Raw genomic sequence first — 25,531 nt, 5'->3', positions numbered from 1 at the left:
TAACCAATAAAAACGTTTTAATAACTTTTTGTTTTATATTTAAAACTTTTATTTTTCTCATGTTTTATATTTAAAACCATTCAATTTAATCAAAAATAAATATATATAAATTGAATGGTTAAAATAAACAATTGATTAAATTAACCAATACGACGTTTTAATCCTGTCATTTGTAAAACACGTGTTGAAATTTCTTCAATCGACATTTCAGTCACGTTTAAATATTTAATCCCTTCTGAAATATAGATTCCTTCAATTGCTCTAAGTTCCATTTGGCATTGGCTGAAACTTGCATAACGACTATTCGCCTTACGTTCACTACGAATCGCAACTAATCGCTCAGCATCAATCATTAAACCAAATAATTTATTACGATGTGGTCTTAGTACTGCGGGCAAACGGTTATCATCCAAATCTTCTTCTGTTAATGGATAGTTTGCAACACGGATACCAAATTGAAGAGATAAGTAAATAGAGGTTGGTGTTTTACCCGAGCGAGAAACACCAATTAGAATTAAATCCGCTTTATCATAATGACGAGTACGTGCCCCATCATCATTATCAAGCGCAAAATGAACAGCATCAATACGAGCTTTATAAGATTCCGAATCGGTTACAGCATGTGTCTGTCCAACTAATGTTGTAGGCGGCGTACCTAATTCTTGTTCGAGTTTACTGATTAAGCCTTCAAACACGTCTAGATTAACTGCTTTAGCAGTATTAATAATTTCTCGGGCGTTTGGATCAACTAAAGTATCAAAGACTAAAGGTAGACAACCATCCTTGGTTTGACATCTATTAATTTCAATAACAACATCCATTGCCGCCTCTTCAGTTGTAATATACGGCATGATATGGATATCAAAATCAACATTGGGAAATTGTGCTAATAACGAATGTCCAAGAGTCTCGGCAGTAATTGCAGTTCCATCAGAAATAAAAAAAACGCTCCGTCTAAACTGTTTACTTTCTGACATTAAAATTCTCCTTAAACATTTGTCTTAGTGCTATATAATCTTTATAGTAAACTGATCTTACATGACTGTCGCTTAGTATAATTCTCAACTAAGCACTTTATTTTTATAATTTCATGCCAAGATAGACATTAATACTGCAAAAGTGGAGTGAAAACTTTGGAAGCGCGCGTAATCGGTCTAGAAAAATTAGGGAAACACGATGTCGAACTCGTAGGTGGGAAAAACTCATCTCTGGGTGAAATGATCAGCCATTTATCAAATGCTGGTGTATCGGTACCTGGCGGTTTTGCAACTACTGCCGATGCCTATCGTGAGTTCTTAGATCAAAGCGGTCTTAACGCTCGAATTCAAGCAGAACTTGCTCAACTCAATGTTGATGACGTAAATGCCCTTGCAGAAACAGGTGCTAAAATTCGTCAATGGATTGTAGAGACTCCACTCACTGCAGCCCTAGAACAAGAAATTCGCGCCGCTTTTACAACACTTTCTAACGGCAACCCAGAAATCGCGGTTGCCGTTCGTTCATCTGCAACTGCTGAAGATTTACCAGATGCTTCATTCGCAGGTCAGCAAGAAACTTTCTTGAATATTCGCGGTATTGATAACGTTCTTATTGCAATTAAAGAAGTATTTGCTTCTTTATATAATGACCGTGCAATTTCTTACCGTGTACATCAAGGTTTTGACCATGATGTCGTTGCACTTTCTGCTGGCATTCAGCGTATGGTTCGCTCTGAAACTGGTGCTGCTGGTGTAATGTTTACACTTGATACTGAGTCTGGTTTCCGTGAAGTTGTATTTATCACAGCATCTTATGGTTTAGGTGAAATGGTTGTACAGGGTGCCGTTAACCCAGATGAATTTTACTTATCTAAACCATTATTAAATGCTGGAAGACACTCAGTATTACGCCGTAACCTTGGTTCAAAACACCAGAAAATGATTTATGGTGAAGAAGGTTCTGCTGGTAAATCGGTTGTCGTTGTTGATGTTGAGAAACAAGAGCGCCAACAATTTGCTTTAAATGATCATGAGTTACAAGAGCTAGCTAAACAAGCGCTTATTATTGAGCAGCACTACGGTGCGCCAATGGATATCGAATGGGCGAAAGATGGCGATGATGGTCAAATTTACATTGTTCAAGCTCGTCCTGAAACGGTAAAAAGCCGCCAAAATGTAGGCACAATGGAACGCTATCTTCTTAAACAAAGAGGTACTGTTCTTTGTGAAGGTCGTTCAATTGGTCAACGTATTGGTTCTGGTAAAGTCCGTATCATTAGCTCAATTAAAGAGATGGACAAGGTTCAAGAAGGCGACGTTCTTGTATCAGATATGACCGACCCTGATTGGGAACCGGTAATGAAACGTGCTGCGGCAATTATTACTAACCGTGGTGGTCGTACATGTCACGCGGCAATTATTGCACGTGAACTTGGTGTACCCGCTATTGTAGGCTGTGGTAACGCAACAGAAGTATTGACTGATGGTCAAGAAGTAACAGTTTCTTGTGCTGAAGGTGATACTGGCTTCATTTACGAAGGTGCTTTAGATTTCGAAGTTCAACGTAACTCAATTGAATCTATGCCTAAGCTTTCGTTCAAAATTATGATGAACGTAGGTAACCCTGATCGCGCATTTGACTTTGCCCAAATTCCAAACGAAGGTATTGGTCTTGCTCGTCTTGAGTTCATTATTAACCGTATGATCGGCGTGCACCCTAAAGCCCTACTCAACATTGATAGCCTACCTCGTGAAACTCGTGCTGCGGTTCTAACTCGTACTGCTGGTTATGCGTCACCTGTAGATTTCTATGTTGAAAAATTGGTTGAAGGTATTGCGACTCTTGCTGCTGCATTCGGTGACAAGCCAGTTATTGTTCGTATGTCTGACTTCAAATCAAATGAATATGCAAACTTGATTGGCGGTAAGTTATACGAGCCTGAAGAAGAAAATCCAATGCTCGGTTTCCGTGGTGCAAGCCGTTATGTATCTGATAACTTCCGTGACTGCTTCGAATTAGAATGCCGTGCACTTAAGAAAGCTCGTGATGAAATGGGTTTAACCAATATTCAAATCATGATTCCTTTTGTACGTACCGTATCTGAAGCAAAACGCGTTATTGAGTTACTCGCACAAAATGGTTTAAGACGTGGTGAGAACGGCTTGAAAGTAATCATGATGTGTGAATTACCAACTAACGCTTTGTTAGCTGAACAGTTCCTAGAGCATTTTGATGGCTTCTCTATTGGTTCGAATGACTTAACTCAGTTAACGCTCGGTCTTGACCGTGACTCTGGCATTGTTTCACACCTTTTTGATGAACGTGATGCAGCAGTGAAAGCCCTTCTTTCAATGGCAATCCATGCCTGCCGCAAAGCTGGTAAATATGTAGGTATTTGTGGTCAAGGTCCTTCAGACCATCCAGATCTTGCAAAATGGTTAATGGAACAAGGTATTGAGTCTGTCTCTCTTAACCCAGACTCAGTTTTAGATACATGGTTCTTCCTTGCTGAAGAAAAAATCAAGCAAATCTAATATGTTATAAAAAAAGGCCCATCCGTGGGTCTTTTTTCATCTTTAGAACAGAGAATTTTTATTTATGCAAATTTACTTGGCACGTAATAATCAACAAGCTGGGCCTTACACCTTAGAGCAAGTAAATCAAATGTTGGCTAGCCAACAAATTTTGTTAACTGATTTAGCTTGGCATGAAGGCATGACAGAATGGAAAGCTTTAGGAGAATTAACCCAAGGTAAACTTGTATATCAACCGATTGGTTATTCTGCACCTGTCATAAACACAAACAGCTCAGTTAATGAAACTATTCGTCAAATTCGTGTAGAACCTAAAACTCACGAACAGGCCTCTATTCCATCTCGAGCTTTGGCAAAAATTATTGATTTATTGCTTTGGTTACCAATAGCTGCAATCCCTTCTTTTTTCTTTAATGAATCGCAATATCAGCAATTATTTGAATTGCAAAAACAAATGCAATCAGCTGAAGTTGCTTCAACTAAAGCAGCAGAGCTACAACATCAACTTTTCACTTTAATACCTATCGAAGCTTGGCATTCTATGCTTGCTTACGTAGTAATCATGCTTACCATTCAAGCCTTTCTTTTAACAAAATATGGGCAAAGTATAGGTAAGAAAATTGTTGGAATTAAAATTGTAGATGCCGAGAGCAATGGTAAAGTTAATTTAACTCGCGTCTTCTTATTAAGAAGCATTGTTTTCATCATACTCAATTTGTTGTTTATGCCTATTAGTACAATTATTGACTATGCTTTTGCATTAGGACAAAAGCGACAAGCGCTACACGACAAAATTGCAAGAACAAAAGTGATCAAACGATAGTGAATTACTCATTCATTTAAGGTCTAAAAAAAAAGGAGGCGCCTCGCCTCCTTTTTTCTATAGAGAGTTGATATTTAAATAAAAGCTCCATACAGATTCGATACCCTACAAAAAAAATCGGGTTTTAAAACAATTATTTCAGGCGACTTTATGTATAGCTTAGTTTGTTGATATGAGGCATAATGCCCTACAACGTAGCGGTGTCATATAATTGAGAAGTCTAAATTTAAGGATTAGCGTTCTCAATCATGCGACACTTTAATCGCTATCCCATATTTAATTAGGGAATGGGACTCTTCACCGAGGTTGTAAAATGAGACAAACGATTTTAGCTGTATTGTCTTTATCAACGCTTGCCGCACTTTTGACTGGGTGTGGTGGTGATATGGTACTTCTAAACTCTAAAGGTCCAGTTGGTCAAGGTCAAAGCGACCTCATGATGACTGCGATCTATTTAATGTTACTTGTGGTGATTCCTTCAATCATCATGGCATTATGGTTTGGTTGGAAATATCGCGCGTCAAATAAAGATGCAGACTATAAACCTACATGGGCACACTCAACTACAATTGAAGTTGTAGTATGGGGTATCCCTGTCATTATTATTGGTATTTTAGCTTGGTTAACTTGGTGGGGTTCCCACAAGTATGACCCATACCGTCCTTTAGAATCAGATAAAGCTCCTTTAACTATTCAAGTTGTTGCTGAACAGTTCAAGTGGATCTTCATTTATCCTGAACAAAACATTGCTACTGTTAACGAAGTACGTTTCCCTGAAAAAACTCCGTTAAGCTTTAAAATCACTTCTAACTTCACAATGAACTCATTCTTCATTCCACAGTTAGGCGGCCAGATTTATGCAATGGCAGGTATGCAGACTCACCTTCATTTGTTAGCAAATGAAACTGGCGTATATCGTGGTTTCTCTTCTAACTACTCAGGTTACGGTTTCTCTCAAATGCGTTTCAAGGCGCATAGTGTTACAGAGCAACAGTTCAACGAATGGGTAGCAGCTGTAAAAGCAGGTAATGGTTCTACTATTAATCCAGAAGCAGTTCAAAAAACTACGCTTGACCAAGCTGAATTAGCAACCTTACGTGATGGTAACCGTTCTAAGCACCAGATCGAGCATTTAGCAAATCGTGCTAAAGCTGATGGTGATCAAGAAGCGTTTGCTAAAGCTGAAGCTATGAAACCGTTCCCGACTAAGCCACACCCTGTGACTTATTACTCTTCAGTTGAACCAAAATTGTTTGAAACAATTATCAACCATTATATGAGTAACTATCATGGTGTTGACCACTCTGCTGCGCATGCAACAGCTGAACACGCTGCTCAAGGGGAATAAGACATGGATATGATTTTTGGTAAACTGGGTTGGGACTCTATCCCGACAGAGCCAATCGTGCTTGTCACCATGGTCCTTATGGCACTTGGTGGAATTGTTGTGCTTGGCGGTATCACCTATTTCAAAAAATGGGGATATTTGTGGAATGAGTGGTTTATTACGGTAGACCATAAAAAAATTGGTATCATGTACATTCTTGTATCTGTGGTCATGCTTTTGCGTGGTTTTGCCGATGCAATTATGATGCGTCTACAACTTTTCCTCGCTAAAGGCGGCGGCGAAGGTTATCTACATCCAGACCATTACGACCAGATCTTCACCGCACACGGTGTAATTATGATCTTCTTCGTAGCAATGGGTCTCGTTGTAGGTATGATGAACATCTCTGTACCTTTACAGATTGGTGCTCGTGACGTTGCATTCCCATTATTAAACTCTTTAAGCTTCTGGTTATTCGCTGGTGCTGCTGGTTTGATGATGCTTTCACTTGTATTAGGTGAATTTGCTGCGACTGGTTGGATGGCTTACCCTCCTCTGTCTGGCATTCAATATTCTCCTGGTGTAGGTGTTGACTACTATATCTGGGCACTTCAGGTTTCTGGTCTAGGTACGCTTTTATCTGGTGTTAACTTCTTCGTTACCATCATCAAAATGCGTGCGCCTGGCATGAAATTGATGGATATGCCTATTTTTACGTGGACTGCACTTTGTACGGCTGTATTAATCATTGCATCGTTCCCTGTATTAACAGGTACACTTGCAATGTTAACTCTAGACCGTTACTTCGGTTTCCATTTCTTCACAAATGAGCTTGGCGGTAGCCCAATGCTTTACGTGAACTTGATCTGGACATGGGGTCACCCTGAAGTATATATCTTAGTATTACCAGCATTTGGTCTATACTCAGAAATCGTTGCAACCTTCTCTCGTAAAGCGTTGTTCGGTTATAAGTCTATGGTGTATGCAACTATCGCGATTACAGTTCTTGCGTTCGTTGTATGGCTTCACCACTTCTTTACCATGGGTGCTGGTGCGAACGTTAACGCGTTCTTCGGTATCATGACCATGGTTATTGCGATTCCTACTGGTGTGAAAATCTTCTCTTGGTTATTCACCATGTATAAAGGTCGCATCACCTTTACTACTCCAATGTTATGGACGCTTGGCTTCCTTATAACATTTGGTATCGGTGGTTTAACTGGTGTACTTATGGCTGTTCCACCTGCGGACTTCCTTGTACACAACTCATTATTCTTGATCGCTCACTTCCATAACGTAATTATCGGTGGTGTGGTGTTTGGTATGTTTGCCGGCATCATTTACTACTGGCCAAAAATGTTTGGTTGGAAGCTCAATGAAGCATGGGGTAAAGCTGCGTTCTGGTTCTGGTTCTTCGGTTTCTATTTTGCATTCATGCCACTTTATATCCTTGGTTTCATGGGTATGACTCGTCGTTTGAATACATATGACAACCCTGAATGGGATCCTTACCTTGCAATTGCATTATTTGGTGCCGTTCTCGTTGCGATTGGTATTGCATGTTTCTTAATGCAAATCATTGTTGGTTTCTTACAACGCAAAGACAACATGGACCTTACAGGCGATCCATGGGATGCACGTACGCTTGAATGGGCAACCTCTTCCCCTGCTCCGTTCTATAACTTTGCGCATGAACCAGATGCAAGCGGTATTGACCGTTTCTGGACTGACAAAGAAAATGGTGTAGCATACGCACGTAACACTAAATATGAAGACATCCACATGCCGACTGATCGTGCTGCTGGTTTTGTCATTGCAATGTTCATTACAATTCTTGGCTTTGCACTCATCTGGCATATTTGGTGGCTCGTTGTTGTTTCATTCGTTTCAGCTGTTGTTAGCTTGATCGTAAGCTCATTCACTAAGAATGTTGATTACTATGTTCCTGCTGCTGAAGTTGAGCGTATTGAAAACGAACGCTATGCTTTACTTGAAAAACACTTGAAGAAGGACTAAGGAAATGGCTGAAGTACTTCATCACGACAACCACGGCCACGACGGTCATCATGAACATGATGATACTGACTTAACGGTCTTTGGTTTCTGGACATACTTGATGAGTGACTTGATTCTTTTCGGATCACTCTTCATTGCGTTCGCTGTATTAAGCAGTCATATTCCACCAGGAACTCCAAGTGCATATGACCTATTCCATGATTCTTTAGGCTACGTGTTAACTGAAACATTTGCCTTATTGATTTCATCGGTAACGTTCGGTTTTGCTGTACTTGCATCTTATAAAAAGAATGTAAATCAAGTTATCACTTGGTTATTTATTACATTCCTTTTTGGTGCAACGTTCATTGGAATGGAACTTTATGAGTTCCATCACCTTGTAGAAGAAGGTCATGGTCCAACTCACAGTGCATTCTTATCATCGTTCTTTACTTTGGTTGGTACACACGGTATCCACGTAACTTCTGGTTTAGTGTGGATGTTAGTATTGATGTATCAAATCAAAACTAAAGGTTTGACACTACCGAATACACGTCGTCTAGCTTGCTTAAGCTTGTTCTGGCACTTCCTTGACATCGTTTGGATCTGTGTATTCAGCGTCGTTTACTTACTGGGAGTTCTCTAATGAGTAGTCATGACCATAATGCTGCAGGTGCGTCACACGGTAACTTTAAGCAATACACTGTTGGATTTATCCTTTCTGTTATCCTCACCATCATCCCGTTCGGGATGGTGATGGCTGGTGGTTTCAGTCGTGGCATCTTAGTTACAGTAATTGCAATCGCTGCTATTGCTCAGGTTCTTGTACAGCTTGTGTACTTCCTACACATGAATACATCATCTGAACAACGCTGGAATATGATTGCATTCATCTACACAATCTTATGTATCGCTGTACTTTTGATTGGTTCTGTGTGGATTATGAATTACCTACACTACAATATGATGATCTAAACTGATTGTCATGTTGAAAAAATATCTATTCCTGACTAAACCAGGAATTCTCTTCGGTAATTTCATTACCACCTTGGGCGGCTTTTTCTTAGCCGCCCAAGGCTCTATAGACATCTTATTATTACTACTCACCTTACTTGGAACTACTTTAGTTGTTGCTTCGGGTTGTGTCGTAAATAATGTTATAGACCAAGACATCGATACCAAAATGCAGCGCACACAAAACCGTGCATTGGTAAAAAAAACCATTTCTCCTACTGTTGCACTTATATATGCATTCGTTCTTGGACTTATCGGTTTTAGTATTTTGTGGTTCGGTGTAAATGCTTACGCTTTCTTGTTTGCAATAATTGGTTTTATTGTCTATGTCGGTTTTTATAGTTTGTGGACCAAACGTACCTCAATCCATCAAACCGTCATTGGTAGTATTTCCGGAGCGAGTCCTCCTGTTATTGGTTATACAGCAGTAACTCATCATTTTGATGTAGCCGCCTTACTTTTGTTTTTGGCTTATGCGCTATGGCAAATGCCACATTCATGGGCAATTGCTATTTATCGTTTTGACGATTACAAAAATGCGGGAATCCCGATTCTACCAGTTGCACGTTCTATTTATCGCACGAAAGTAGAGTGTGTCATTTATATTCTGTTGTTTGCAGCCGTATTGAATGGTTTATATTGTTTTGGCTATACCAATATATTCTTTCTAGTCACCTTTAATGCATTAACAGCATATTGGTTCTATTTATCAATTATTGGTTTTAAAGCTGAAAATGACCAACTTTGGGCTAAACGTTTTTTCCTCTACTCGGTCATATTAATCACCCTGTTAAGTTTGAGCTTTAGTTTTACCTATCAATCCCCTGCTCCAAATCTTCCTCTCTTTTAAATAAGGGAGGATTTCCTTCTTAAAAGTAAAGAACTTTTACTTTTCTCATCAAAAGATTTGTTTTTAGTCGAACTTTTACTTATAATTCAGCCTTCGCAAATTTTGCGACATAACTTTTAAGTTATGACTCCTTGCTTCTAATTTTTTATTTATTAGGGGCTGTTTAAACCGTAAGGAGCTGACAATGCGTCATTACGAAATCGTACTTTTAGTACACCCAGATCAAAGCGATCAAGTTGTAGGTATGGTTGAACGCTATATCTCTCAGATCAAAGAAGCTGAAGGTCAAATTCACCGTTTAGAAGATTGGGGCCGTCGTCAATTGGCTTACCCAATTAACAAAATTCACAAAGCACACTACATTCTTATGAATGTTGAGTGTGGCCAAACTACTCTTGATGAGTTAGAAGAATTGTTCCGTTATAATGACGCGATCATTCGTAACCTTATCATCCGTCGTGAACACGCAATCACTGAAGAGTCATTGCTTGCTAAAAGTGCTGAAGAAAAGCGTGCGCGTAAAGCTCAACGTGAAGAAGCACAGCAAGTTGCTCAAGAAGCTGAATAAGGAGAACATCAATGGCACGTTTTTACCGTCGTCGCAAGTTCTGCCGCTTTACAGCTGAGAATGTTGTGTACATCGACTACAAAGATATCGATACTTTAAAACAGTACATCACTGAAAACGGCAAGATTGTTCCTAGCCGTATCACTGGTACTAAAGCTCGTTATCAACGTCAATTAGCACTTGCTATCAAGCAAGCTCGCTACTTGTCTTTGATTGCGTACACTGACAACCATAAGTGAGGTGATCTGTGGACGTTATCTTATTACAACGCATTAAAAACCTTGGTAAATTAGGCGATAAAGTATCAGTTAAAGCTGGTTACGGCCGTAACTTCCTTATCCCTCAAGGTAAAGCAGTTGCAGCTACTGAAGCTAACACTGCTGCTTTCGAAGCTCGTCGCGCTGAACTTGAAAAGCAAGAAGCTGAAATTTTAGCTGCTGCTCAAGCACGTGCTGAACAATTGAATGAAGTTAACATCGTTATCACTGCTAAAGCTGGTGACGAAGGTAAACTCTTCGGTTCTATCGGTACTCGTGACATCGCTGACGCTTTAACGAATGCTGGTCTTACAGTTGACCGTGCAGAAGTTCGTTTACCGAATGGCGCGCTTCGTCACACTGGTGAATTCAACATCGCAATCCAATTGCATCATGATGTTGCTGCAGAAGTTCTCGTTACTATCGTATCTGAGTAATTTCTCATCAAAAAAAGAGCATGCTTTTGCATGCTCTTTTTTTATGTGCCCTATTTTTAAAATAAGATATATTAATTCCTGATCAGTTCTTCAGTTTTATTGGTTTTTTAATTAGGTAGTTTATTTAATTTTGTTTTAAGATAGTTCTCGGCCTTACAGGCTATTTGCGTACACTTTTCTTTATCATCAGGTCTAATTATGTCTCAGGCGAATGCCACTTCTTTAACTCTTTCATCTCCAAAAGAAAATAAAACGAGTGAATCAGGCCAACTTAAAGAGTTTCGCACTCCCCCACACAATTTAGCTATTGAACAAGCTGTTCTTGCGGCCCTAATGACAGTTGCCGAATCATTCGAGCAAGTCAGCGACTTATTAAAAGAAAATGATTTTTATGCAACACGTCACAAATATATCTATCGTTCCATTGAGAAGCTGGCACAAGAAAACTCTCCTTATGATGCTGTCTTAGTCAGTGACTGGCTCTTAAAACAAAATTTACTCGACGCTATCGGTGGTGAAGAATATTTAATGCAGCTTATGGCTGATTCCCCATCAAGTTTCTACAACTTAGAAACATATGCCAGTAAAATTAAAGAGTTCTCTACGCTTCGCAGTATGATCAAAGTCAGTACTGAAATTTTACAAAATGCTTATGACACAAAAGGTCGTGGTGTTAGTGAAATTCTAGACCTAGCAGAAACCAGTATTTTTTCTCTAGCAGAGCAACACAATAACAATAAAAAAGATGCAGGTCCTAAATCTATTAGCTCTGTTACCGCCGATGTAATTAGTAAACTTGATGAACTCTCAAAACTAGATGGCAATATTACAGGTTTAACCACAGGTTTCTTAGAGCTTGATAATAAAACATCTGGTATGCAAGCTGGCGACTTAATTATTGTTGCCGCACGTCCATCCATGGGTAAAACCACTTTCGCTATGAATTTGGTTGAAAGCGTTCTGCAATATAACAAGCTACCCGCTCTAGTATTTTCAATGGAGATGCCAGCGGACTCAATTGCGATGCGTCTTATTTCTGCAATGGGTAAAGTTCACCAAGGACATTTACGTTCGGGGAACTTAGATGCAGATGAATGGACCAAGGTGACTGGTACCATTTTGCAACTTCAACAAATGCATTTATATATTGATGACTCATCTGCTCTACCTCCAACAGAACTTCGTGCCCGTGCTCGACGCATTGCCAAAATGCATGATGGTAAAATCGGTTGTATCATGGTCGACTATTTACAGCTCATGAAAGTTCCAGGAATGGGTGATAACCGTGTGGGTGAGATTTCAGAAATTTCACGTAGCTTGAAAGCCTTAGCAAAAGAAATGCACTGCCCTGTTATCGCACTTTCCCAGCTCAACCGAAGTCTGGAAAACCGACCAAATAAACGTCCAGTAATGTCTGACTTACGTGAATCTGGTGCGATTGAGCAGGATGCCGACTTGATTATGTTTATTTACCGTGATGAGGTTTACAACAAAGAGTCGAAAGAAGCCGGCACTGCAGAAATTATTATTGGTAAACAGCGTAACGGTCCAATTGGTTCAGTTCGTCTTGCCTTTGAAGGTCAATATACTCGATTTAGTAATCTCTCTCCTGAGTATTACAGTCAATATGATGATGAAGAATAAACTCTATCTCTAGCCCAAAGGAGTAAATGAGGGTGCGCCAAGCAACAGTTTATATTGATCGTAATGCGCTTCAATATAATTTAAACCGTGTCAAACAACTCGCAGCAAATTCAAAAATTGTAAGTATGGTGAAAGCTAATGCTTATGGACATGGAATCAAAGACTGTTTAGCAGCCTTAAGTGCCTCAGATGCCTTTGGTGTCGCCTGCCTGCAAGAAGGTTTAGAAATTCGTGAACTCGGATTTCAACAACCTGTTACTTTAATTGAAGGGGTATTTTCTGAAGATGAAATGCCAATTGCAATTGAACAAAAATTTGAATGTGTGATTCACCATCAACAACAATTTGAATGGTTAATTAAACATAAGCAAAAATACATCACTCAAGGTTTAAAGGTCTGGGTTAAGTTTAATAGCGGCATGAACCGTTTAGGCTTTAAAGTTACTGAAATTATTGAAGTTATTAAAAATTTAAAAGCCGAAGGATTTACCTGTGTGCTAGTGATGCATTTCGCAAATGCAGATGTAGACCACCCGCTTAACGAACAACAAAAGCAACAATTCTTACAAGTGAAACAAGCTTGTGATCCTGTTTTAGCATCTTGCTGTAACTCTGCTGCTATTTATAAATGGCCAGAATTACATTTTGATTATGTTCGTCCGGGTATTATGCTTTACGGCGCTTCGCCTTTTGCAGATAAAACAGTCCATGATCTTGACCTAAAACCAGTTATGACTTTTTCAGCAGAAGTGATTGCGCTAAATCATATTCAAACTGATGAATATGTCGGTTATGGCTCTACTTTCTGTGCCAAGCAAGCAATGGAAATCGCTATTGTTTCTATAGGTTATGGCGATGGTTATCCACGGGCTTATATTAAACAAAACTATGTCGCTATTGATAAACAGCTCTGTGCAGTTGTAGGCCGAGTGAGTATGGACATGCTTGCAATCGATGTGACAGGCAAGCAAGTAAAATTAGGTACGCCAGTCGAACTTTGGGGTGCACACCGTTTAGTGGATGATGTTGCGGATGCAAACGGAACGATAGGATATGAATTACTCTGTCGCCTAAGCAATCGCCCTACTCGCAAAAGCAGTTAAATAATAAAATATAAAAAAATCCAAGCTTGCTTGGATTTTTTTATTAGTTTTTAAAATTTTATCGCCAGTAATCATCAGTTGGTTTTGGCATTTCCTGTAAGCCGCGACGCAAAGTATCTGACCACTGTTTACTAATCTGTGAAAAATAAGGATCATCTTCTGTAATTCGTTTTCCCATTGGGATCACAAAACTATCTTTATTGTAAATCAATGCATCAAGTGGCAAGCCAACAGAAACATTTGAACGCAAAGTTGAGTCAAAAGAAATTAGGCTACAACGTAATGCATCATCTAGTGGCATTGCATAATATAAAGCACGATCTAGAATAGGTTTGCCATATTTACTCTCGCCTATTTGAAAGTAAGGTGTATCTGTAGTCGCGCAAATAAAATTACCTTGTGGATAGACATTATAAAGTTGCATGTCGCCACCTTTAATTTGTCCACCAACCAAAATACTACAGGCATAATTCATTTGCTCTTGAGTATCTGAACTAATATCCTCTAAAACAGTTTTCAAGGTTTTACCAATCAGTTCAGCGGCCTCAAACATAGTATTAACACTATATAAATTAGGCTCTTGCTGCAAAGTAAGGGCATTTTGTAAATGACCGATAACAGCCTGCGTTGTTGCTAAATTACCTGCTGTTTGCAAGGCAATAAAACGCTCTCCAGTAACACCGAAAGTATGCAATTTTCGGAACACAGAAATATGGTCAACTCCTGCATTAGTTCTAGTGTCACTAATAAACACCAAGCCTTGTTCCAATCTTAGCGCACAACAATAGGTCATTTCATTCTCTTTACATTCAACATGCCAACACTTGAACCACAGACATCATGTTCTCAACCCCGCCTTGCTCTCTTACACCACGAATAGGTGCTACATCAAGATAATCACGGCCAACCGCAAGGTAGATATGATGTTTGGGTGTAAACAACTGATTGCTTACATCAAAACAATACCACTGATTTTCTAAAAATACTTCCGCCCAAGCGTGACTGGCAAGGTGCGGATAGTTTTGATCAAATAGATAACCAGAGACATAACGTGCTGGTAATTGTAACGCACGACACATCGCAATTAAAACATGAGCATGATCTTGGCATACACCTTCACCAGCGTGAAACGCTTCAGTTGCAGTTGTCTGAACCGATGTACTTTCAGGCTGATAAAGTATTTTCTGCAAAATATATTCGCTTAACAATGCAATATGCTGTCGATCTTTGACCACTACAATATTTCTGGCAAAGTCTAACATTTCTGAATCACATCGGGTTGCACCTGTCATCTGCAAAAATAAATTTGTAGGTGTAGATAGATTTACACAACCAAGCTCTACATTCTGAAGTTCAACGATTCCTTGAGCCATAAATGTCAGATGTTGGTATTGATAGCGCTGACTAGCCGTCATCCAAACATTGTTAAATATGTCTCTCTTGATCGTTTTGTCACCCGGCACGCTAATTGCCCAATTCATAACATGTTGATGCGGCGATGTTTGAGGCATCATTTTAATATACTGAATACTGTTTTGAGCAGTTTCAGTATAGCTATAATGCGTTTGATGATTAACCATCAATTTCATAATCAGACCTCAAACATATTTTCCAACTGCTGTGTGAAAGTATAATAAGCATCCCACGTTAGCTGATGCTTTAGTACTTGCCAATTTTGATCTATATTCTCCCAACCTAAGCCAGCAAGCCGTTGCACCACAACCTCCAGTTCAGGCACAAGGGCTGATAAATCTTGCCCAAAACGTAGTTCTATATCAAATTGCTCTATTTTTTGACCTAAATGCAGAAATAAACCCACATCTTCATTCTCCGCTTCTAGTATTTCGGTACATTGTTCAACAGCTTTTCTCAAAGCTTCAGGTTGAGCTTGAAGCGTGTTAATCACATGATTTAATTCTGCATAAGCATTTGATGACAATATACCTCTTAGTTCTTGAATATTATCTTTAGCAATAATCAACTGGTTCAGTAATGAAAATGTTTGCTTCTTGTCTAACATATAGTGATTTAGTAATTCAGCATTTTCTATTACCAAACCAAATGCTGCTGCAAATTTTGTTGCTTTCTCATCTTGTGTAAAGGGTAAATGAGAGGCTGCAAATTTAACCCTCATTAGATATCGACCCAACCAATATATTTGATGCGCACTCGAATTGAGTAAAACCATAAAGTTCCTCTTTAACCCACAATTAGGAATGTAATGTTTCGACAACCCATGTATCTTTTATGCCGCCACCTTGGGACGAATTTACGACTAAAGAGCCAGCCTGCATGGCTACTCGTGTTAAGCCACCCGGTACTATTTCTGTACGATAAGGTGAACTCAATACAAATGGACGTAAGTCAATGTGACGTTCAGCCACTCCTCCTGTAGTTAAAGTCGGAGCTACAGATAAGGCTAAGGTAGGCTGTGCAATGTACATATGAGGCGTGGCAATCAATTTTTTTCTAAAATCATCAATTTCACACGAACTTGCTTGAGGCCCAATTAACATGCCATAGCCACCCGATCCCTGTGCTTCTTTAACAACCAATTGATCTAAATTAGACAGTACATAATCTAAGTGTTCATCTTTACGGCACTGATAAGTAGGTACATTTTTTAGAATTGGCGTTTCACCCAAATAATATTGAATCATTTGATCCACATAAGGATAAATGGATTTATCATCAGCCACGCCTGTTCCAGGCGCATTTGCAATCACAACATTTTTTTGCAAATAAGCAGACATAAGGCCTGCTACACCTAAAGCACTGTCTGGTCTAAATGCTAGAGGATCTAGAAAATCATCATCTAAACGGCGGTAAATCACATCTACTTTTTGACGCCCACGAATAGTTTTGACAAATACTTGATCATTTTCGACAAATAAATCGCGATTTGTAACTAGTGGCACATCCATTTCACGTGCTAGAAAAGCATGCTCATAAAAAGCACTATTAAAACGTCCCGGTGTTAGCACCACCACAAAAGGGCGGTCAGCAGATGAATTCTCCTGCAATATTTCTTTTAAAAGTTTTGGATAATGCTCAATTCCCTGTAAATTGTTGGCTGCACATAACTCAGGCATCAATTGTTGGCTAATGTTTCGGCTTTCGATCATGTAAGACACACCTGAAGGCGTTCTTAAATTATCCTCTAATACAAAAAACTCTCCTTCACCATCACGGATAATATCAATCCCGCTAATTTGTGAATAAATTTTACCTTTCAAAGCATGTTTAAGCATATGAGGCTGAAAAGCGTCATTCCCCATGATTTGCTCTTCGGGAATGAGTTGTTCTTTTAAAATATGTTGCCCATGATAAATATCATCTAGGAAATAATTTAATGCTTTAACTCGCTGTGCACAGCCCGAAGCTATTTTCTCCCATTGTTTTTTTTCAATTACCCTTGGAATTAAATCAAAAGGAATAGTTCGCTCTGTGCCTTCTTTATCACCATATACATTAAAAGTAATCCCATGGTAAAGAAAATGCTGCTTCGCCTGAGCATTCAATTGTTTTAGCTCATCTAAAGTACGGATACTCAACCATTGTTCAATTTTTTTAGAAGCAGCCCCATTTGATGTTACATCGTCCAGCATCTCATTAAAAAACTGTGATTTTAGCTGCTCAAATAGATTAGTTTTTACGGAAATATGTTCTAAAAAAGAGGTTGGGTTAATGAGTGCCGTAGTTGTCTGCTCTTGTATAAAAAAATCATTATCTATATGTAATTCATGCTCTTGTTCTGACATAACCACCTCGTCTTATCATTTATCTATATTTCATTTTTAAATAAGCAATTTCAGTGCCATTTATATATGTTTAATTTTTTTACGGTGCATTGTTATAACTTTCTTCTTTTAAATCTTAACATCGATTGTAAAAGTACTCATAAACCGAATCTGACAAACTTGCTAAATGTGTAAAGATTTTTTATTGTGTTGACACCAAAGCAATTGGATATAGATGTATTACGCTTATGTCTGTAATAGAAAAAGAAACTTCAAATAGTTTATATCGCCAATGGCAGATTTTATCTCGCCTCCCTACCGGTAAATGGATCGGGACACGGGAATTACAAGAAATGCTTGAACGTGAAGGTATTGATATCAGTTTAAGGACTATTCAGCGTGATTTAAATCAAATTGCTCAGCGCTTTCCAATTGAAAGTAATAAGGCTGTACCTCAGGGCTGGCGGTGGCAATCAGATGCGCCTATTCAAAGCTTACCTCACATGACTAGTTCCCAGGCAGTAACCTTTATGATGGTTGAAGAGCATCTAAAACACTTACTTCCACCTAGCCTGCTTGATGAGATGGGGCCTTGGTTTGATTTAGCTAAACGCAGCCTCTCTACACAAAATAATGTGAGGCAATGGATTAACCGAGTACGCATCGTACCAGCAAGCCAACCGCTTATCCCACCTGTAGTCGACCGTGCTGCTCAACAAGCAATTTATGAAGGTCTACTCCAAGACAAACAAATAGAATGTATTTATCGCGCACGAGTCAATCAAGGAGAAGACAAAACTTATGTTTTAAATCCTTTGGCTCTGGTACAAAAAGGTGCAGTAATTTATTTAATTTGCACACGACATGACAAAACTGAAGTTCAAACGTTTGCCTTGCACCGTTTTAAATCAGCAAAAGTCTTAGATAGTCGAGCACTGCATCCAGTCAATTTTGATATTGATCATTATATCGATTCAGGTGCTTTAGGCTTCAGAGTGGACTACAAACAGCCAACTGAATCAATTCAGCTCACATTAACCATGACAGAACAGACTGCTAAAACTTTCTATGAAAGTCAGTTAAGTAAGGACCAAACTATCGTTCCACTTGAAGAAAATATTGTAGAAGTTACCGCGACCGTACCTTTTACATCTCAACTGGTGTGGTGGTTACGTAGTTTTGGCAAGAAATTACTACATATCGAACCTCTTCAAGTACACAACGCTGTGCGAGAAATTGAATCTGAGAATAAATAGATATAAAAAAGAGAACCATAAGGTTCTCTTTAGATTTTGAATTATAATTTTCTTAATTTTATATTGGTTCTTATATTTATAGTTGTTTCAGATCAATCTGTTCTCCCCCGACCAAACTGATCTGCTCTTTCTTTTGCGCTATTTTAAACATGAACATTGGCATGCCATTTCATCTCTATTGTAGCGAATTGATTTCATTGTCATGGTTAAAGCCCTCTTGTTTGAACGTGAATTTAATATAACGGGCTGCTTTAAATATGTGAAATAAGAAAAAAAGGAAGTGAAATCTATTTTCCTCCTTAGGAAGTTTGCATATATTTTTGGAACAAAAAATAAAAAAGCCCAGTCTTAACTGGGCTTTTTTTACATTTAAAAGATTAAGCTGTTTTCTTAATCATATTGTTCTTACGAATTGTGATCATTACAAGCTGAACTGCTGCTGGTGTAACACCAGGAATACGGCTTGCTTGAGCTAATGTTTCAGGAAGAACCGTTTTTAATTTTTGGGTAATTTCACGCGATAAACCAGACACTACGTCATAATCAAAATCGGTAGGAATTTTAGTTTCTTCAAGACGCTTTAACTGCGCCACATCTTCATGCTGACGGTTAATATAACCTTCATATTTCACAGCAATCTCGATTTGGTCGCCAACTTGCTCAGAAACTTCAGAACTCGTAAGTTCTGCAATTTGACCAAAGTTAATATTTGGGCGTTTAAGCAAATCAATCGCACTACATTCTTTACTTAAGTCAGCACCCGTCATCTCAACGAATTTTTTACCCATTGGGTTATTTGGTGCTGCCCACAAATGTTGTAAACGAGAAGTTTCACGCTCAACCGCTTCCATTTTTTCACAATAAGCAGCCCAACGTACATCATCAACCAAACCGAGTTCACGACCAACAGTCGTTAAACGTTGATCTGCATTGTCTTCACGTAGCATCAAACGGTATTCAGCACGCGAGGTAAACATACGGTATGGTTCTTTGGTACCTAAAGTGATGAGGTCATCAACCAATACGCCCATGTAAGCTTGATCACGCTTAGGTGTCCACTCTTCTTGCTCCCACGCACGGCGCGCAGCATTTAAGCCAGCAAGTAAACCTTGAGCACCTGCCTCTTCGTAACCTGTTGTACCATTAATTTGGCCAGCAAAATATAGACCACTAATTGCTTTAGTTTCGAGAGTAAATTTCAAAGCTTGTGGATTGAAATAGTCGTATTCAATCGCATAGCCTGGACGCAAAATATGGGCATTTTCCATACCACGAATAGAGCGAACAAGCTCAAACTGCACATCAAATGGAAGCGAAGTCGAAATACCATTTGGATAAAGCTCGTGTGTATCTAAACCTTCTGGTTCTAAAAACACCTGATGTGAGTCTTTATCAGCGAAACGGTGAATTTTATCTTCGATTGATGGGCAGTAACGCGGACCAACACCTTCAATAACACCGGTATACATTGGTGAACGATCTAAACCACCACGAATAATGTCGTGGGTTTTTTCATTCGTATGCGTGATATAACAATTTACTTGTTCTGGATGCATAGAAGCATCACCCATGAACGACATGACTGGAGACGGGAAATCACCTGGCTGCGGAATCATGACTGAAAAATCAACTGAACGTGCATCAATACGTGGTGGTGTACCAGTTTTTAAACGACCAACAGGTAGTTTTAATTCCCGTAAACGCTGAGCAAGTGCAATAGAAGGCGGATCACCTGCACGACCACCGCTTGATTTTTCTAAACCAACGTGGATTACGCCACCCAAGAATGTACCTGTAGTCAACACAACAGTTTTAGCGTCAAAGCGAACACCCATTTGGGTAACAACACCTTTAACTGTATCACCCTCAACAATCAGGTCATCAGCCGCTTGCTGGAAAATATCAAGATTTGCTTGATTTTCCAAAGTATCGCGGATAGCAGCTTTATAGCGCACGCGGTCAGCTTGGGCACGTGTTGCACGCACTGCTGCACCTTTACGTGAATTTAAAATACGGAACTGAATACCACCTTTATCGGCAGCTAAAGCCATTGCGCCGCCAAGTGCATCAATTTCACGTACTAAATGCGACTTACCAATACCACCGATTGCTGGGTTACAACTCATTTGGCCCAAAGTCTCAATGTTATGGGTCAAAAGCAAAGTCTGTCGTCCCATACGCGCAGCAGCGAGGGCCGCTTCCGTACCTGCGTGACCGCCACCGATAACGATAACATCATAAACTTTAGGATAGTGCATGAGTACAAAAACACCAGAAAAAAAAAGACGGAACATTATAGCAAAATTATCTAAATATTGATGTACATAATTACAAATTTATGGTCACACAATTTACGGTACGCCACATGATTTGACATTTTGTTTCAGGAATTCAATACAAAGTGAATGTTATTAAAATTAATTCATCTTAGAATAAAAAATGTACAGTACTTCTACGACTTTAAAATTAACGCGACAAGAAGGAATACAAAATGAAAACGACCATGTTAAAAATATTAACTGCATCTCTAATTTGTTTATCAGGCGTAACTTTTACTCATGCTGCCGATATGAGCAAAGCAGAAATGCAAAAACAAATCCAAGTTTGTATGAAAAAACAGCAAGGCGAATGGGTATCCTACAATTACAAGGGTGTGATCTTTAATGGGACTTGCCAACCAAATGAAAATGGCAAGTTACAATTTAAAGCCCCTGCTCCTTAATCTGTTTTGAGACAAAGTATAGAAGAAACAATTTATTTTCTACTATATCTCATCAGTATTTTCAAAGTCGGTCCATTAAAGATGGGCCGCTTTCTTTTTTAAAATGATCTAGTCCGCTACAATACGCCTTTAAATAAAATTTTTAGGTCCTTTTCGTGAAGTGGTTACAAATACACATTACCGTTGATCAACAACAAGTTGAGTTCACAGAAACACTTTTAATGTCTCTAGGTGCGGTAAGCGTAACTCTGGATGATGCTGAAGATCAGGCTTTACTTGAACCATTACCAGGTGAAACACCTTTATGGAACAAAGTAATCGTGACAGGCATTTATCAACAAGACGAACAAGACCCAATTGATGTCGACACTTTAGAAGCTTTCTTAAAAGCTCAACTTCCAGATGCTCCTATACGTCACGAAGAACTTGAAGACCAAGTATGGGAACGTGCATGGATGGATTATTATGAGCCAATCCAAATTGGGGAAAAGTTCTGGATCGTACCTGAATGGTTAGAGCCACCAGAAGCTGATGCAACTAATATTAAGTTAGATCCAGGTCTTGCGTTTGGTACAGGTAACCATGCAAGTACCTTCTTATGCTTACAATGGTTAGGTAAAACTGACGTTAAAGATAAGATCGTGATTGATTATGGTTGTGGTTCAGGCATTTTAGGTGTAGCTGCTTTGTTGTTAGGTGCTAAAAAAGTATATGCCACTGATATTGACCCGCAAGCTGTTTTAGCAACAAAACAAAATGCTGAACTTAATGGCGTATTAGATCGACTATATGTAGGCCTTCCTGAAGAATTCAATAAAGAGTTCAAACCTCAACAGGCAGATGTTTTAGTTGCAAATATTTTAGCGGGTCCATTAATGGCACTTGCGCCAGAGTTTGCAAATTTAATTAAATCTGAAGGTGAGTTCGCACTTGCAGGTGTAATTGAAGAACAAGTTGCTGATGTTTCACGTGTTTATTCTGAATTTTTTGATATATTAGATGTCGAAAAACGCGAAGAAAACTGGTGTCGCATTTCAGGAAAACGTAAAACAATAAATTGAGACTTTTTAACTCATGAATGAAAAACAAACCCGCTGCCCTAAGTGTTTAACAGTTTATAAAGTATCTCTTACTCAATTAACTGTTGCTCAGGGTATGGTTTGTTGCCCTAAATGCGATTCGAGCTTTAATGCCCTCACCCATTTGATTAATATTGAAAAGCCTGTCACGGTTAACTCATCTACATTAGCCAATGGTTCAATGCAAACGAAATATATGACACATTCTCACGTGTTAGATATCTTTGATCAAAAAGTTGAAAATTCGAATATCGATCTTTTAACCTATCTCAACAACTTAAATTATTTTCACAACGAACCTATTAACGCCCTACCAAATCTTAATTTAGCTGAACAAACATCCGCACAAGAACAAGACAACAATAAAAAGCATAGTTGGCTGTACTATACGCTCTGGAGCTCTGCTAACCTTATTTTGATTTTAGTTTTTACTTTTCAAATTCTCTGGTTTAATCCTAAGCTCATGCATGCAAGCCCAACCGTCAGTCACGCATTTAATTATGTTTGCGAAATACTGCACTGCAATAAGTCAGCTGAACAATATCAACTTATTTATATAGAAAAATTAAGACTCCGCAAAGTTGACACAAGTCATACGCAATTTTCAGGCATATTGCTTAATGAGAATGATAAAAGTATTGAACTTCCCAATCTAAAGTTGAGTTTTGCAACAGAGCCAAATAAAACAGAAGAAATTATATTAACTCCTCAACAATATCTTGTTGAAAACTTACGGGGTATTCAGCGCCTTCCCTCTAACACCCCTTTCCGATTCCAATTTGATCTAAACAGAAGCAAAAAAAGCTTATTAAATTATCGATTAGAAATTGTCCACCCCTAAAATGTAAAAAAAGTGAAAAAAAAATTAAAAAAAATGCAGTTAATTTGCTCACTTTTTCCTAGACAATGGTATGATACGCGCCACGAAAGCTTTGACTCATATACTCCTCGCTCTCAATCCAAAAAAAATACTGTTAAGCATGTGTGCTTTTCCAATTTAAGCACATAGCCTAACTTTTTTTGTTTTTGAGGGAGCTGTAACAAATATTTAACTATTGTTACGCTTATTTTTTATTCAATACGAAGAAATATGGCAAGCTAATTGTTCTTATGTTTTAGAGTCACTGTTTTAGGATCTAAAACAGGACTCCGTATTTTAGACCACATTTATATACTACTTTATCCAAGCTAGTATTTGATTTTCGGATTAACTCGCATGAATAGCAAATCTCCTATTTTTACTGCACAATCTGATGTTGCTCTTCGCATCCACGTTGATCGCGCAGTTCGTCATTATTTTGCACAATTGCAAGGTGAGCAACCATCTCAGGTATATGACATGGTGCTAGCAGAAATGGAGAAACCTCTTTTATCTGTAGTTCTTGAATATACACGTGGTAATCAAACCCGTGCTGCAGAGATTCTTGGACTCAACCGTGGCACTTTACGCAAAAAGTTAAAAGCTCACGGTTTAATGAGTGAATAAATGATAAAATGCTCACGACTTCGTGGGCATTTTTTTATGCTTATTGGTTTTAATCCGTAGACTTGAAATTGTTGAATTAAACATCATGACTATTAAACGTGCTTTGATTTCTGTATCTGATAAGACAGGAATTGTCGAATTTGCTCAAAACCTTGCAGCTTTAGGGGTAGAATTATTATCTACAGGCGGCACATACAAGTTGCTTAAAGATAATAACATCGCAGTTGTTGAAGTATCTGAGCATACTGGCTTCCCTGAAATGATGGATGGTCGTGTTAAGACATTACATCCTAAAATTCATGGCGGTATTCTTGCTCGTCGCGGCTTAGACGAAGCAGTAATGGAAGAACACAACATTGATCCGATTGATCTAGTTGTTGTAAACCTTTATCCATTCGCTGCAACAGTTGCAAAACCTGACTGTACTCTTCCTGATGCAATCGAAAATATCGACATCGGTGGTCCTACAATGGTTCGCGCAGCTGCTAAAAACCATGCTTCAGTAGGTATTGTAGTAAATGCTTCAGATTACGACACCGTAATCAATGAATTAAAAACTGCTGGTTCACTTTCTTATGAAACACGTTTTGATTTAGCTGTTAAAGCATTTGAACATACTGCTCAATATGATGGCATGATTGCTTCTTATCTTGGTGCACGTGTAGGAAAAACCGAAGGCGAAGCTGATTTATTCCCTCGTACGTTCAATACTCAATTGAACAAAGCACAAGATTTACGTTACGGTGAAAACCCACACCAATCTGCTGCTTTTTATGTTGAAGCAAACGCCAAAGAAGCATCAGTTTCTACAGCAAAACAGTTACAAGGCAAAGAATTGTCTTATAACAACATTGCTGACACAGATGCTGCACTTGAATGTGTTAAATCATTCGCAAAACCTGCTTGTGTAATTGTAAAGCATGCTAACCCTTGTGGTGTTGCTGTTTCTTTAGACGGCATTAAAGCTGCTTACGATTTAGCTTATGCAACTGACCCAGAATCTGCTTTCGGCGGTATTATTGCATTCAACCGTGAGTTAGATGTTGCAACTGCTCAAGCAATTGTAGAACGTCAATTCGTTGAAGTAATTATTGCTCCAAGTATTGCTGATGGCGTGCTTGAAGTGACTGGCGCTAAGAAAAACGTACGTGTTTTAGTATGTGGCGAATTACCTGCAATTGACGCACGTTCACCGCAACTTGACTACAAACGTGTTAATGGTGGTTTATTAGTTCAAGATCAAGACTTAGGTATGATTACCAAAGATGATCTTAAAGTAGTAACCAAATGCGCACCAACTGAACAAGAAATTGATGACCTCATTTTTGCTTGGAAAGTTGCGAAATATGTAAAATCAAATGCAATTGTTTATGCGAAAAACCGCCAAACTATTGGTGTTGGCGCAGGTCAAATGAGCCGTGTTAACTCAGCTCGTATTGCTGCCATTAAAGCTGAACATGCTGGTTTGGTTGTTGAAGGCGCTGTAATGGCATCTGATGCATTCTTCCCGTTCCGTGATGGGATTGATAATGCAGCTAAAGCTGGCATTAAATGCATTATTCAACCAGGTGGTTCTATGCGTGATGAAGAAGTAATCGCAGCAGCTGACGAAGCTGGTATTGCAATGGTCTTCACTGGTATGCGCCATTTCCGCCACTAATTTAAATTTAGTCCTCCCTAACCCTCCTTTTATTCAGGAGGGTTTTCCACAATAATGG

The 25,531-nt window shown here is 38.9% G+C and carries 24 protein-coding genes; 18 read left to right on the top strand and 6 right to left on the bottom strand.

All coding sequences use genetic code 11. The annotated features are described in order from the left end of the window. Positions 1 to 140 precede the first annotated feature (140 nt). Positions 141 to 977, bottom strand: a complete 837-nt coding sequence (locus F935_RS03860) for a posphoenolpyruvate synthetase regulatory kinase/phosphorylase PpsR (RefSeq protein ID WP_016137699.1) — start codon at positions 975 to 977, stop codon at positions 141 to 143. A gap of 147 nt (positions 978 to 1,124) precedes the next feature. Here F935_RS03860 and ppsA point away from each other — a divergent pair, with 147 nt between their 5' ends. The 12 genes from ppsA to alr all read left to right on the top strand — a co-directional run bounded on the left by ppsA (position 1,125) and on the right by alr (position 13,530). Continuing rightward, positions 1,125 to 3,512, top strand: coding sequence for a phosphoenolpyruvate synthase (ppsA, locus tag F935_RS03855; protein ID WP_171068103.1), 2,388 nt, complete (start codon positions 1,125 to 1,127; stop codon positions 3,510 to 3,512). Positions 3,513 to 3,576: 64 nt separating this feature from the next. Beyond that, complete coding sequence (locus tag F935_RS03850; protein WP_016137697.1) at positions 3,577 to 4,335, top strand: RDD family protein; 759 nt, start codon at positions 3,577 to 3,579, stop codon at positions 4,333 to 4,335. Between the two features lie 313 nt (positions 4,336 to 4,648). Beyond that, positions 4,649 to 5,683, top strand: coding sequence for a ubiquinol oxidase subunit II (cyoA, locus tag F935_RS03845; RefSeq protein WP_016137696.1), 1,035 nt, complete (start codon positions 4,649 to 4,651; stop codon positions 5,681 to 5,683). 3 nt (positions 5,684 to 5,686) lie between these two features. Next, entirely contained in the window at positions 5,687 to 7,678 is a 1,992-nt protein-coding gene (gene cyoB / locus F935_RS03840; protein ID WP_016137695.1) for a cytochrome o ubiquinol oxidase subunit I, read from the top strand. 4 nt (positions 7,679 to 7,682) lie between these two features. Further along, complete coding sequence (gene cyoC, locus F935_RS03835) at positions 7,683 to 8,303, top strand: cytochrome o ubiquinol oxidase subunit III (protein ID WP_005306751.1); 621 nt, start codon at positions 7,683 to 7,685, stop codon at positions 8,301 to 8,303. Next, entirely contained in the window at positions 8,303 to 8,632 is a 330-nt protein-coding gene (locus tag F935_RS03830; RefSeq protein ID WP_016137694.1) for a cytochrome o ubiquinol oxidase subunit IV, read from the top strand. Before cyoC ends, F935_RS03830 begins: the two co-directional genes overlap by 1 nt. Positions 8,633 to 8,642: 10 nt before the next feature. Next, positions 8,643 to 9,521: a heme o synthase gene (gene cyoE, locus F935_RS03825; protein WP_016137693.1), complete on the top strand. Its 879-nt coding sequence runs from the start codon at positions 8,643 to 8,645 to the stop codon at positions 9,519 to 9,521. Positions 9,522 to 9,705: 184 nt separating this feature from the next. Beyond that, a complete protein-coding gene (rpsF, locus tag F935_RS03820) occupies positions 9,706 to 10,089 on the top strand; it encodes a 30S ribosomal protein S6 (protein ID WP_002119610.1) in 384 nt (127 codons plus the stop codon). Positions 10,090 to 10,100: 11 nt separating this feature from the next. After that, complete coding sequence (gene rpsR / locus F935_RS03815; protein WP_003652483.1) at positions 10,101 to 10,328, top strand: 30S ribosomal protein S18; 228 nt, start codon at positions 10,101 to 10,103, stop codon at positions 10,326 to 10,328. A gap of 8 nt (positions 10,329 to 10,336) precedes the next feature. Continuing rightward, a complete protein-coding gene (rplI, locus tag F935_RS03810; RefSeq protein ID WP_003652485.1) occupies positions 10,337 to 10,783 on the top strand; it encodes a 50S ribosomal protein L9 in 447 nt (148 codons plus the stop codon). Positions 10,784 to 10,981: 198 nt separating this feature from the next. After that, positions 10,982 to 12,427, top strand: coding sequence for a replicative DNA helicase (gene dnaB, locus F935_RS03805; RefSeq protein ID WP_016137692.1), 1,446 nt, complete (start codon positions 10,982 to 10,984; stop codon positions 12,425 to 12,427). Positions 12,428 to 12,459: 32 nt separating this feature from the next. Beyond that, the gene (alr, locus tag F935_RS03800; RefSeq protein ID WP_080645526.1) at positions 12,460 to 13,530 is read left to right on the top strand and encodes an alanine racemase; all 1,071 of its coding nucleotides are present in this window, start codon (positions 12,460 to 12,462) and stop codon (positions 13,528 to 13,530) included. Positions 13,531 to 13,588: 58 nt separating this feature from the next. On the opposite strand, the gene F935_RS03795 is transcribed toward alr, so the two are convergent. Genes F935_RS03795 through F935_RS03780 form a run of 4 tightly spaced genes read right to left on the bottom strand, consistent with a single transcriptional unit; the run spans position 13,589 to position 17,291 of the window. Further along, positions 13,589 to 14,323 (bottom strand): proteasome-type protease, encoded by a 735-nt coding sequence (locus F935_RS03795; protein ID WP_016137690.1) that lies wholly within the window; start codon positions 14,321 to 14,323, stop codon positions 13,589 to 13,591. Positions 14,324 to 14,339: 16 nt separating this feature from the next. Continuing rightward, positions 14,340 to 15,119 carry a transglutaminase family protein gene (locus F935_RS03790; RefSeq protein WP_016137689.1) on the bottom strand — a complete coding sequence of 260 codons (780 nt, stop codon included), beginning with the start codon at positions 15,117 to 15,119 and terminating at the stop codon, positions 14,340 to 14,342. A 2-nt stretch (positions 15,120 to 15,121) separates the two neighbouring features. Next, positions 15,122 to 15,718 (bottom strand): alpha-E domain-containing protein, encoded by a 597-nt coding sequence (locus tag F935_RS03785; protein WP_016137688.1) that lies wholly within the window; start codon positions 15,716 to 15,718, stop codon positions 15,122 to 15,124. 22 nt (positions 15,719 to 15,740) lie between these two features. Beyond that, a complete protein-coding gene (locus F935_RS03780; RefSeq protein ID WP_016137687.1) occupies positions 15,741 to 17,291 on the bottom strand; it encodes a circularly permuted type 2 ATP-grasp protein in 1,551 nt (516 codons plus the stop codon). A 227-nt stretch (positions 17,292 to 17,518) separates the two neighbouring features. Here F935_RS03780 and F935_RS18865 point away from each other — a divergent pair, with 227 nt between their 5' ends. Further along, entirely contained in the window at positions 17,519 to 18,526 is a 1,008-nt protein-coding gene (locus tag F935_RS18865; RefSeq protein WP_016137686.1) for a helix-turn-helix transcriptional regulator, read from the top strand. A 377-nt stretch (positions 18,527 to 18,903) separates the two neighbouring features. Here F935_RS18865 and mnmG read toward each other — a convergent pair whose 3' ends face one another. After that, positions 18,904 to 20,784 carry a tRNA uridine-5-carboxymethylaminomethyl(34) synthesis enzyme MnmG gene (mnmG, locus tag F935_RS03770; protein WP_035366446.1) on the bottom strand — a complete coding sequence of 627 codons (1,881 nt, stop codon included), beginning with the start codon at positions 20,782 to 20,784 and terminating at the stop codon, positions 18,904 to 18,906. 233 nt (positions 20,785 to 21,017) lie between these two features. Between mnmG and F935_RS03765 the strand changes: the two genes are divergently transcribed. The 5 genes from F935_RS03765 (at position 21,018) to purH (ending at position 25,473) form a co-directional block, all read left to right on the top strand. Further along, positions 21,018 to 21,248: a hypothetical protein gene (locus tag F935_RS03765; protein ID WP_016137684.1), complete on the top strand. Its 231-nt coding sequence runs from the start codon at positions 21,018 to 21,020 to the stop codon at positions 21,246 to 21,248. 155 nt (positions 21,249 to 21,403) lie between these two features. Beyond that, positions 21,404 to 22,309, top strand: coding sequence for a 50S ribosomal protein L11 methyltransferase (prmA, locus tag F935_RS03760; RefSeq protein WP_016137683.1), 906 nt, complete (start codon positions 21,404 to 21,406; stop codon positions 22,307 to 22,309). A 13-nt stretch (positions 22,310 to 22,322) separates the two neighbouring features. Next, positions 22,323 to 23,168, top strand: a complete 846-nt coding sequence (locus F935_RS03755; protein WP_016137682.1) for a DUF3426 domain-containing protein — start codon at positions 22,323 to 22,325, stop codon at positions 23,166 to 23,168. A gap of 375 nt (positions 23,169 to 23,543) precedes the next feature. Continuing rightward, a complete protein-coding gene (gene fis / locus F935_RS03750) occupies positions 23,544 to 23,813 on the top strand; it encodes a DNA-binding transcriptional regulator Fis (protein ID WP_001086304.1) in 270 nt (89 codons plus the stop codon). Between the two features lie 85 nt (positions 23,814 to 23,898). Further along, positions 23,899 to 25,473 (top strand): bifunctional phosphoribosylaminoimidazolecarboxamide formyltransferase/IMP cyclohydrolase, encoded by a 1,575-nt coding sequence (purH, locus tag F935_RS03745; RefSeq protein ID WP_035366445.1) that lies wholly within the window; start codon positions 23,899 to 23,901, stop codon positions 25,471 to 25,473. The last annotated feature ends 58 nt before the right edge of the window (positions 25,474 to 25,531 follow it).

Origin of the sequence: Acinetobacter calcoaceticus ANC 3811, from assembly GCF_000399665.1 — a bacterium.
In the GTDB taxonomy this organism is placed as follows: Bacteria; Pseudomonadota; Gammaproteobacteria; order Pseudomonadales; family Moraxellaceae; genus Acinetobacter; species Acinetobacter calcoaceticus_B.
The sequence above is the reverse complement of the archived record's forward strand: the minus strand, read 5'-3'. Positions and strand labels throughout refer to the sequence as shown.

Coding starts and splice junctions, on each gene's coding strand:
- F935_RS03860 (WP_016137699.1), bottom strand. CDS start 977: ATGTCAGAAAGTAAACAGTTTAGACGGAGCGTTTTTTTTATTTCTGAT.
- F935_RS03850 (WP_016137697.1), top strand. CDS start 3,577: ATGCAAATTTACTTGGCACGTAATAATCAACAAGCTGGGCCTTACACC.
- cyoA (WP_016137696.1), top strand. CDS start 4,649: ATGAGACAAACGATTTTAGCTGTATTGTCTTTATCAACGCTTGCCGCA.
- cyoB (WP_016137695.1), top strand. CDS start 5,687: ATGGATATGATTTTTGGTAAACTGGGTTGGGACTCTATCCCGACAGAG.
- cyoC (WP_005306751.1), top strand. CDS start 7,683: ATGGCTGAAGTACTTCATCACGACAACCACGGCCACGACGGTCATCAT.
- F935_RS03830 (WP_016137694.1), top strand. CDS start 8,303: ATGAGTAGTCATGACCATAATGCTGCAGGTGCGTCACACGGTAACTTT.
- cyoE (WP_016137693.1), top strand. CDS start 8,643: ATGTTGAAAAAATATCTATTCCTGACTAAACCAGGAATTCTCTTCGGT.
- rpsF (WP_002119610.1), top strand. CDS start 9,706: ATGCGTCATTACGAAATCGTACTTTTAGTACACCCAGATCAAAGCGAT.
- rpsR (WP_003652483.1), top strand. CDS start 10,101: ATGGCACGTTTTTACCGTCGTCGCAAGTTCTGCCGCTTTACAGCTGAG.
- dnaB (WP_016137692.1), top strand. CDS start 10,982: ATGTCTCAGGCGAATGCCACTTCTTTAACTCTTTCATCTCCAAAAGAA.
- F935_RS03795 (WP_016137690.1), bottom strand. CDS start 14,323: ATGACCTATTGTTGTGCGCTAAGATTGGAACAAGGCTTGGTGTTTATT.
- F935_RS03790 (WP_016137689.1), bottom strand. CDS start 15,119: ATGAAATTGATGGTTAATCATCAAACGCATTATAGCTATACTGAAACT.
- F935_RS03785 (WP_016137688.1), bottom strand. CDS start 15,718: ATGGTTTTACTCAATTCGAGTGCGCATCAAATATATTGGTTGGGTCGA.
- F935_RS03780 (WP_016137687.1), bottom strand. CDS start 17,291: ATGTCAGAACAAGAGCATGAATTACATATAGATAATGATTTTTTTATA.
- F935_RS18865 (WP_016137686.1), top strand. CDS start 17,519: ATGTCTGTAATAGAAAAAGAAACTTCAAATAGTTTATATCGCCAATGG.
- mnmG (WP_035366446.1), bottom strand. CDS start 20,784: ATGCACTATCCTAAAGTTTATGATGTTATCGTTATCGGTGGCGGTCAC.
- F935_RS03765 (WP_016137684.1), top strand. CDS start 21,018: ATGAAAACGACCATGTTAAAAATATTAACTGCATCTCTAATTTGTTTA.
- F935_RS03755 (WP_016137682.1), top strand. CDS start 22,323: ATGAATGAAAAACAAACCCGCTGCCCTAAGTGTTTAACAGTTTATAAA.
- fis (WP_001086304.1), top strand. CDS start 23,544: ATGAATAGCAAATCTCCTATTTTTACTGCACAATCTGATGTTGCTCTT.
- purH (WP_035366445.1), top strand. CDS start 23,899: ATGACTATTAAACGTGCTTTGATTTCTGTATCTGATAAGACAGGAATT.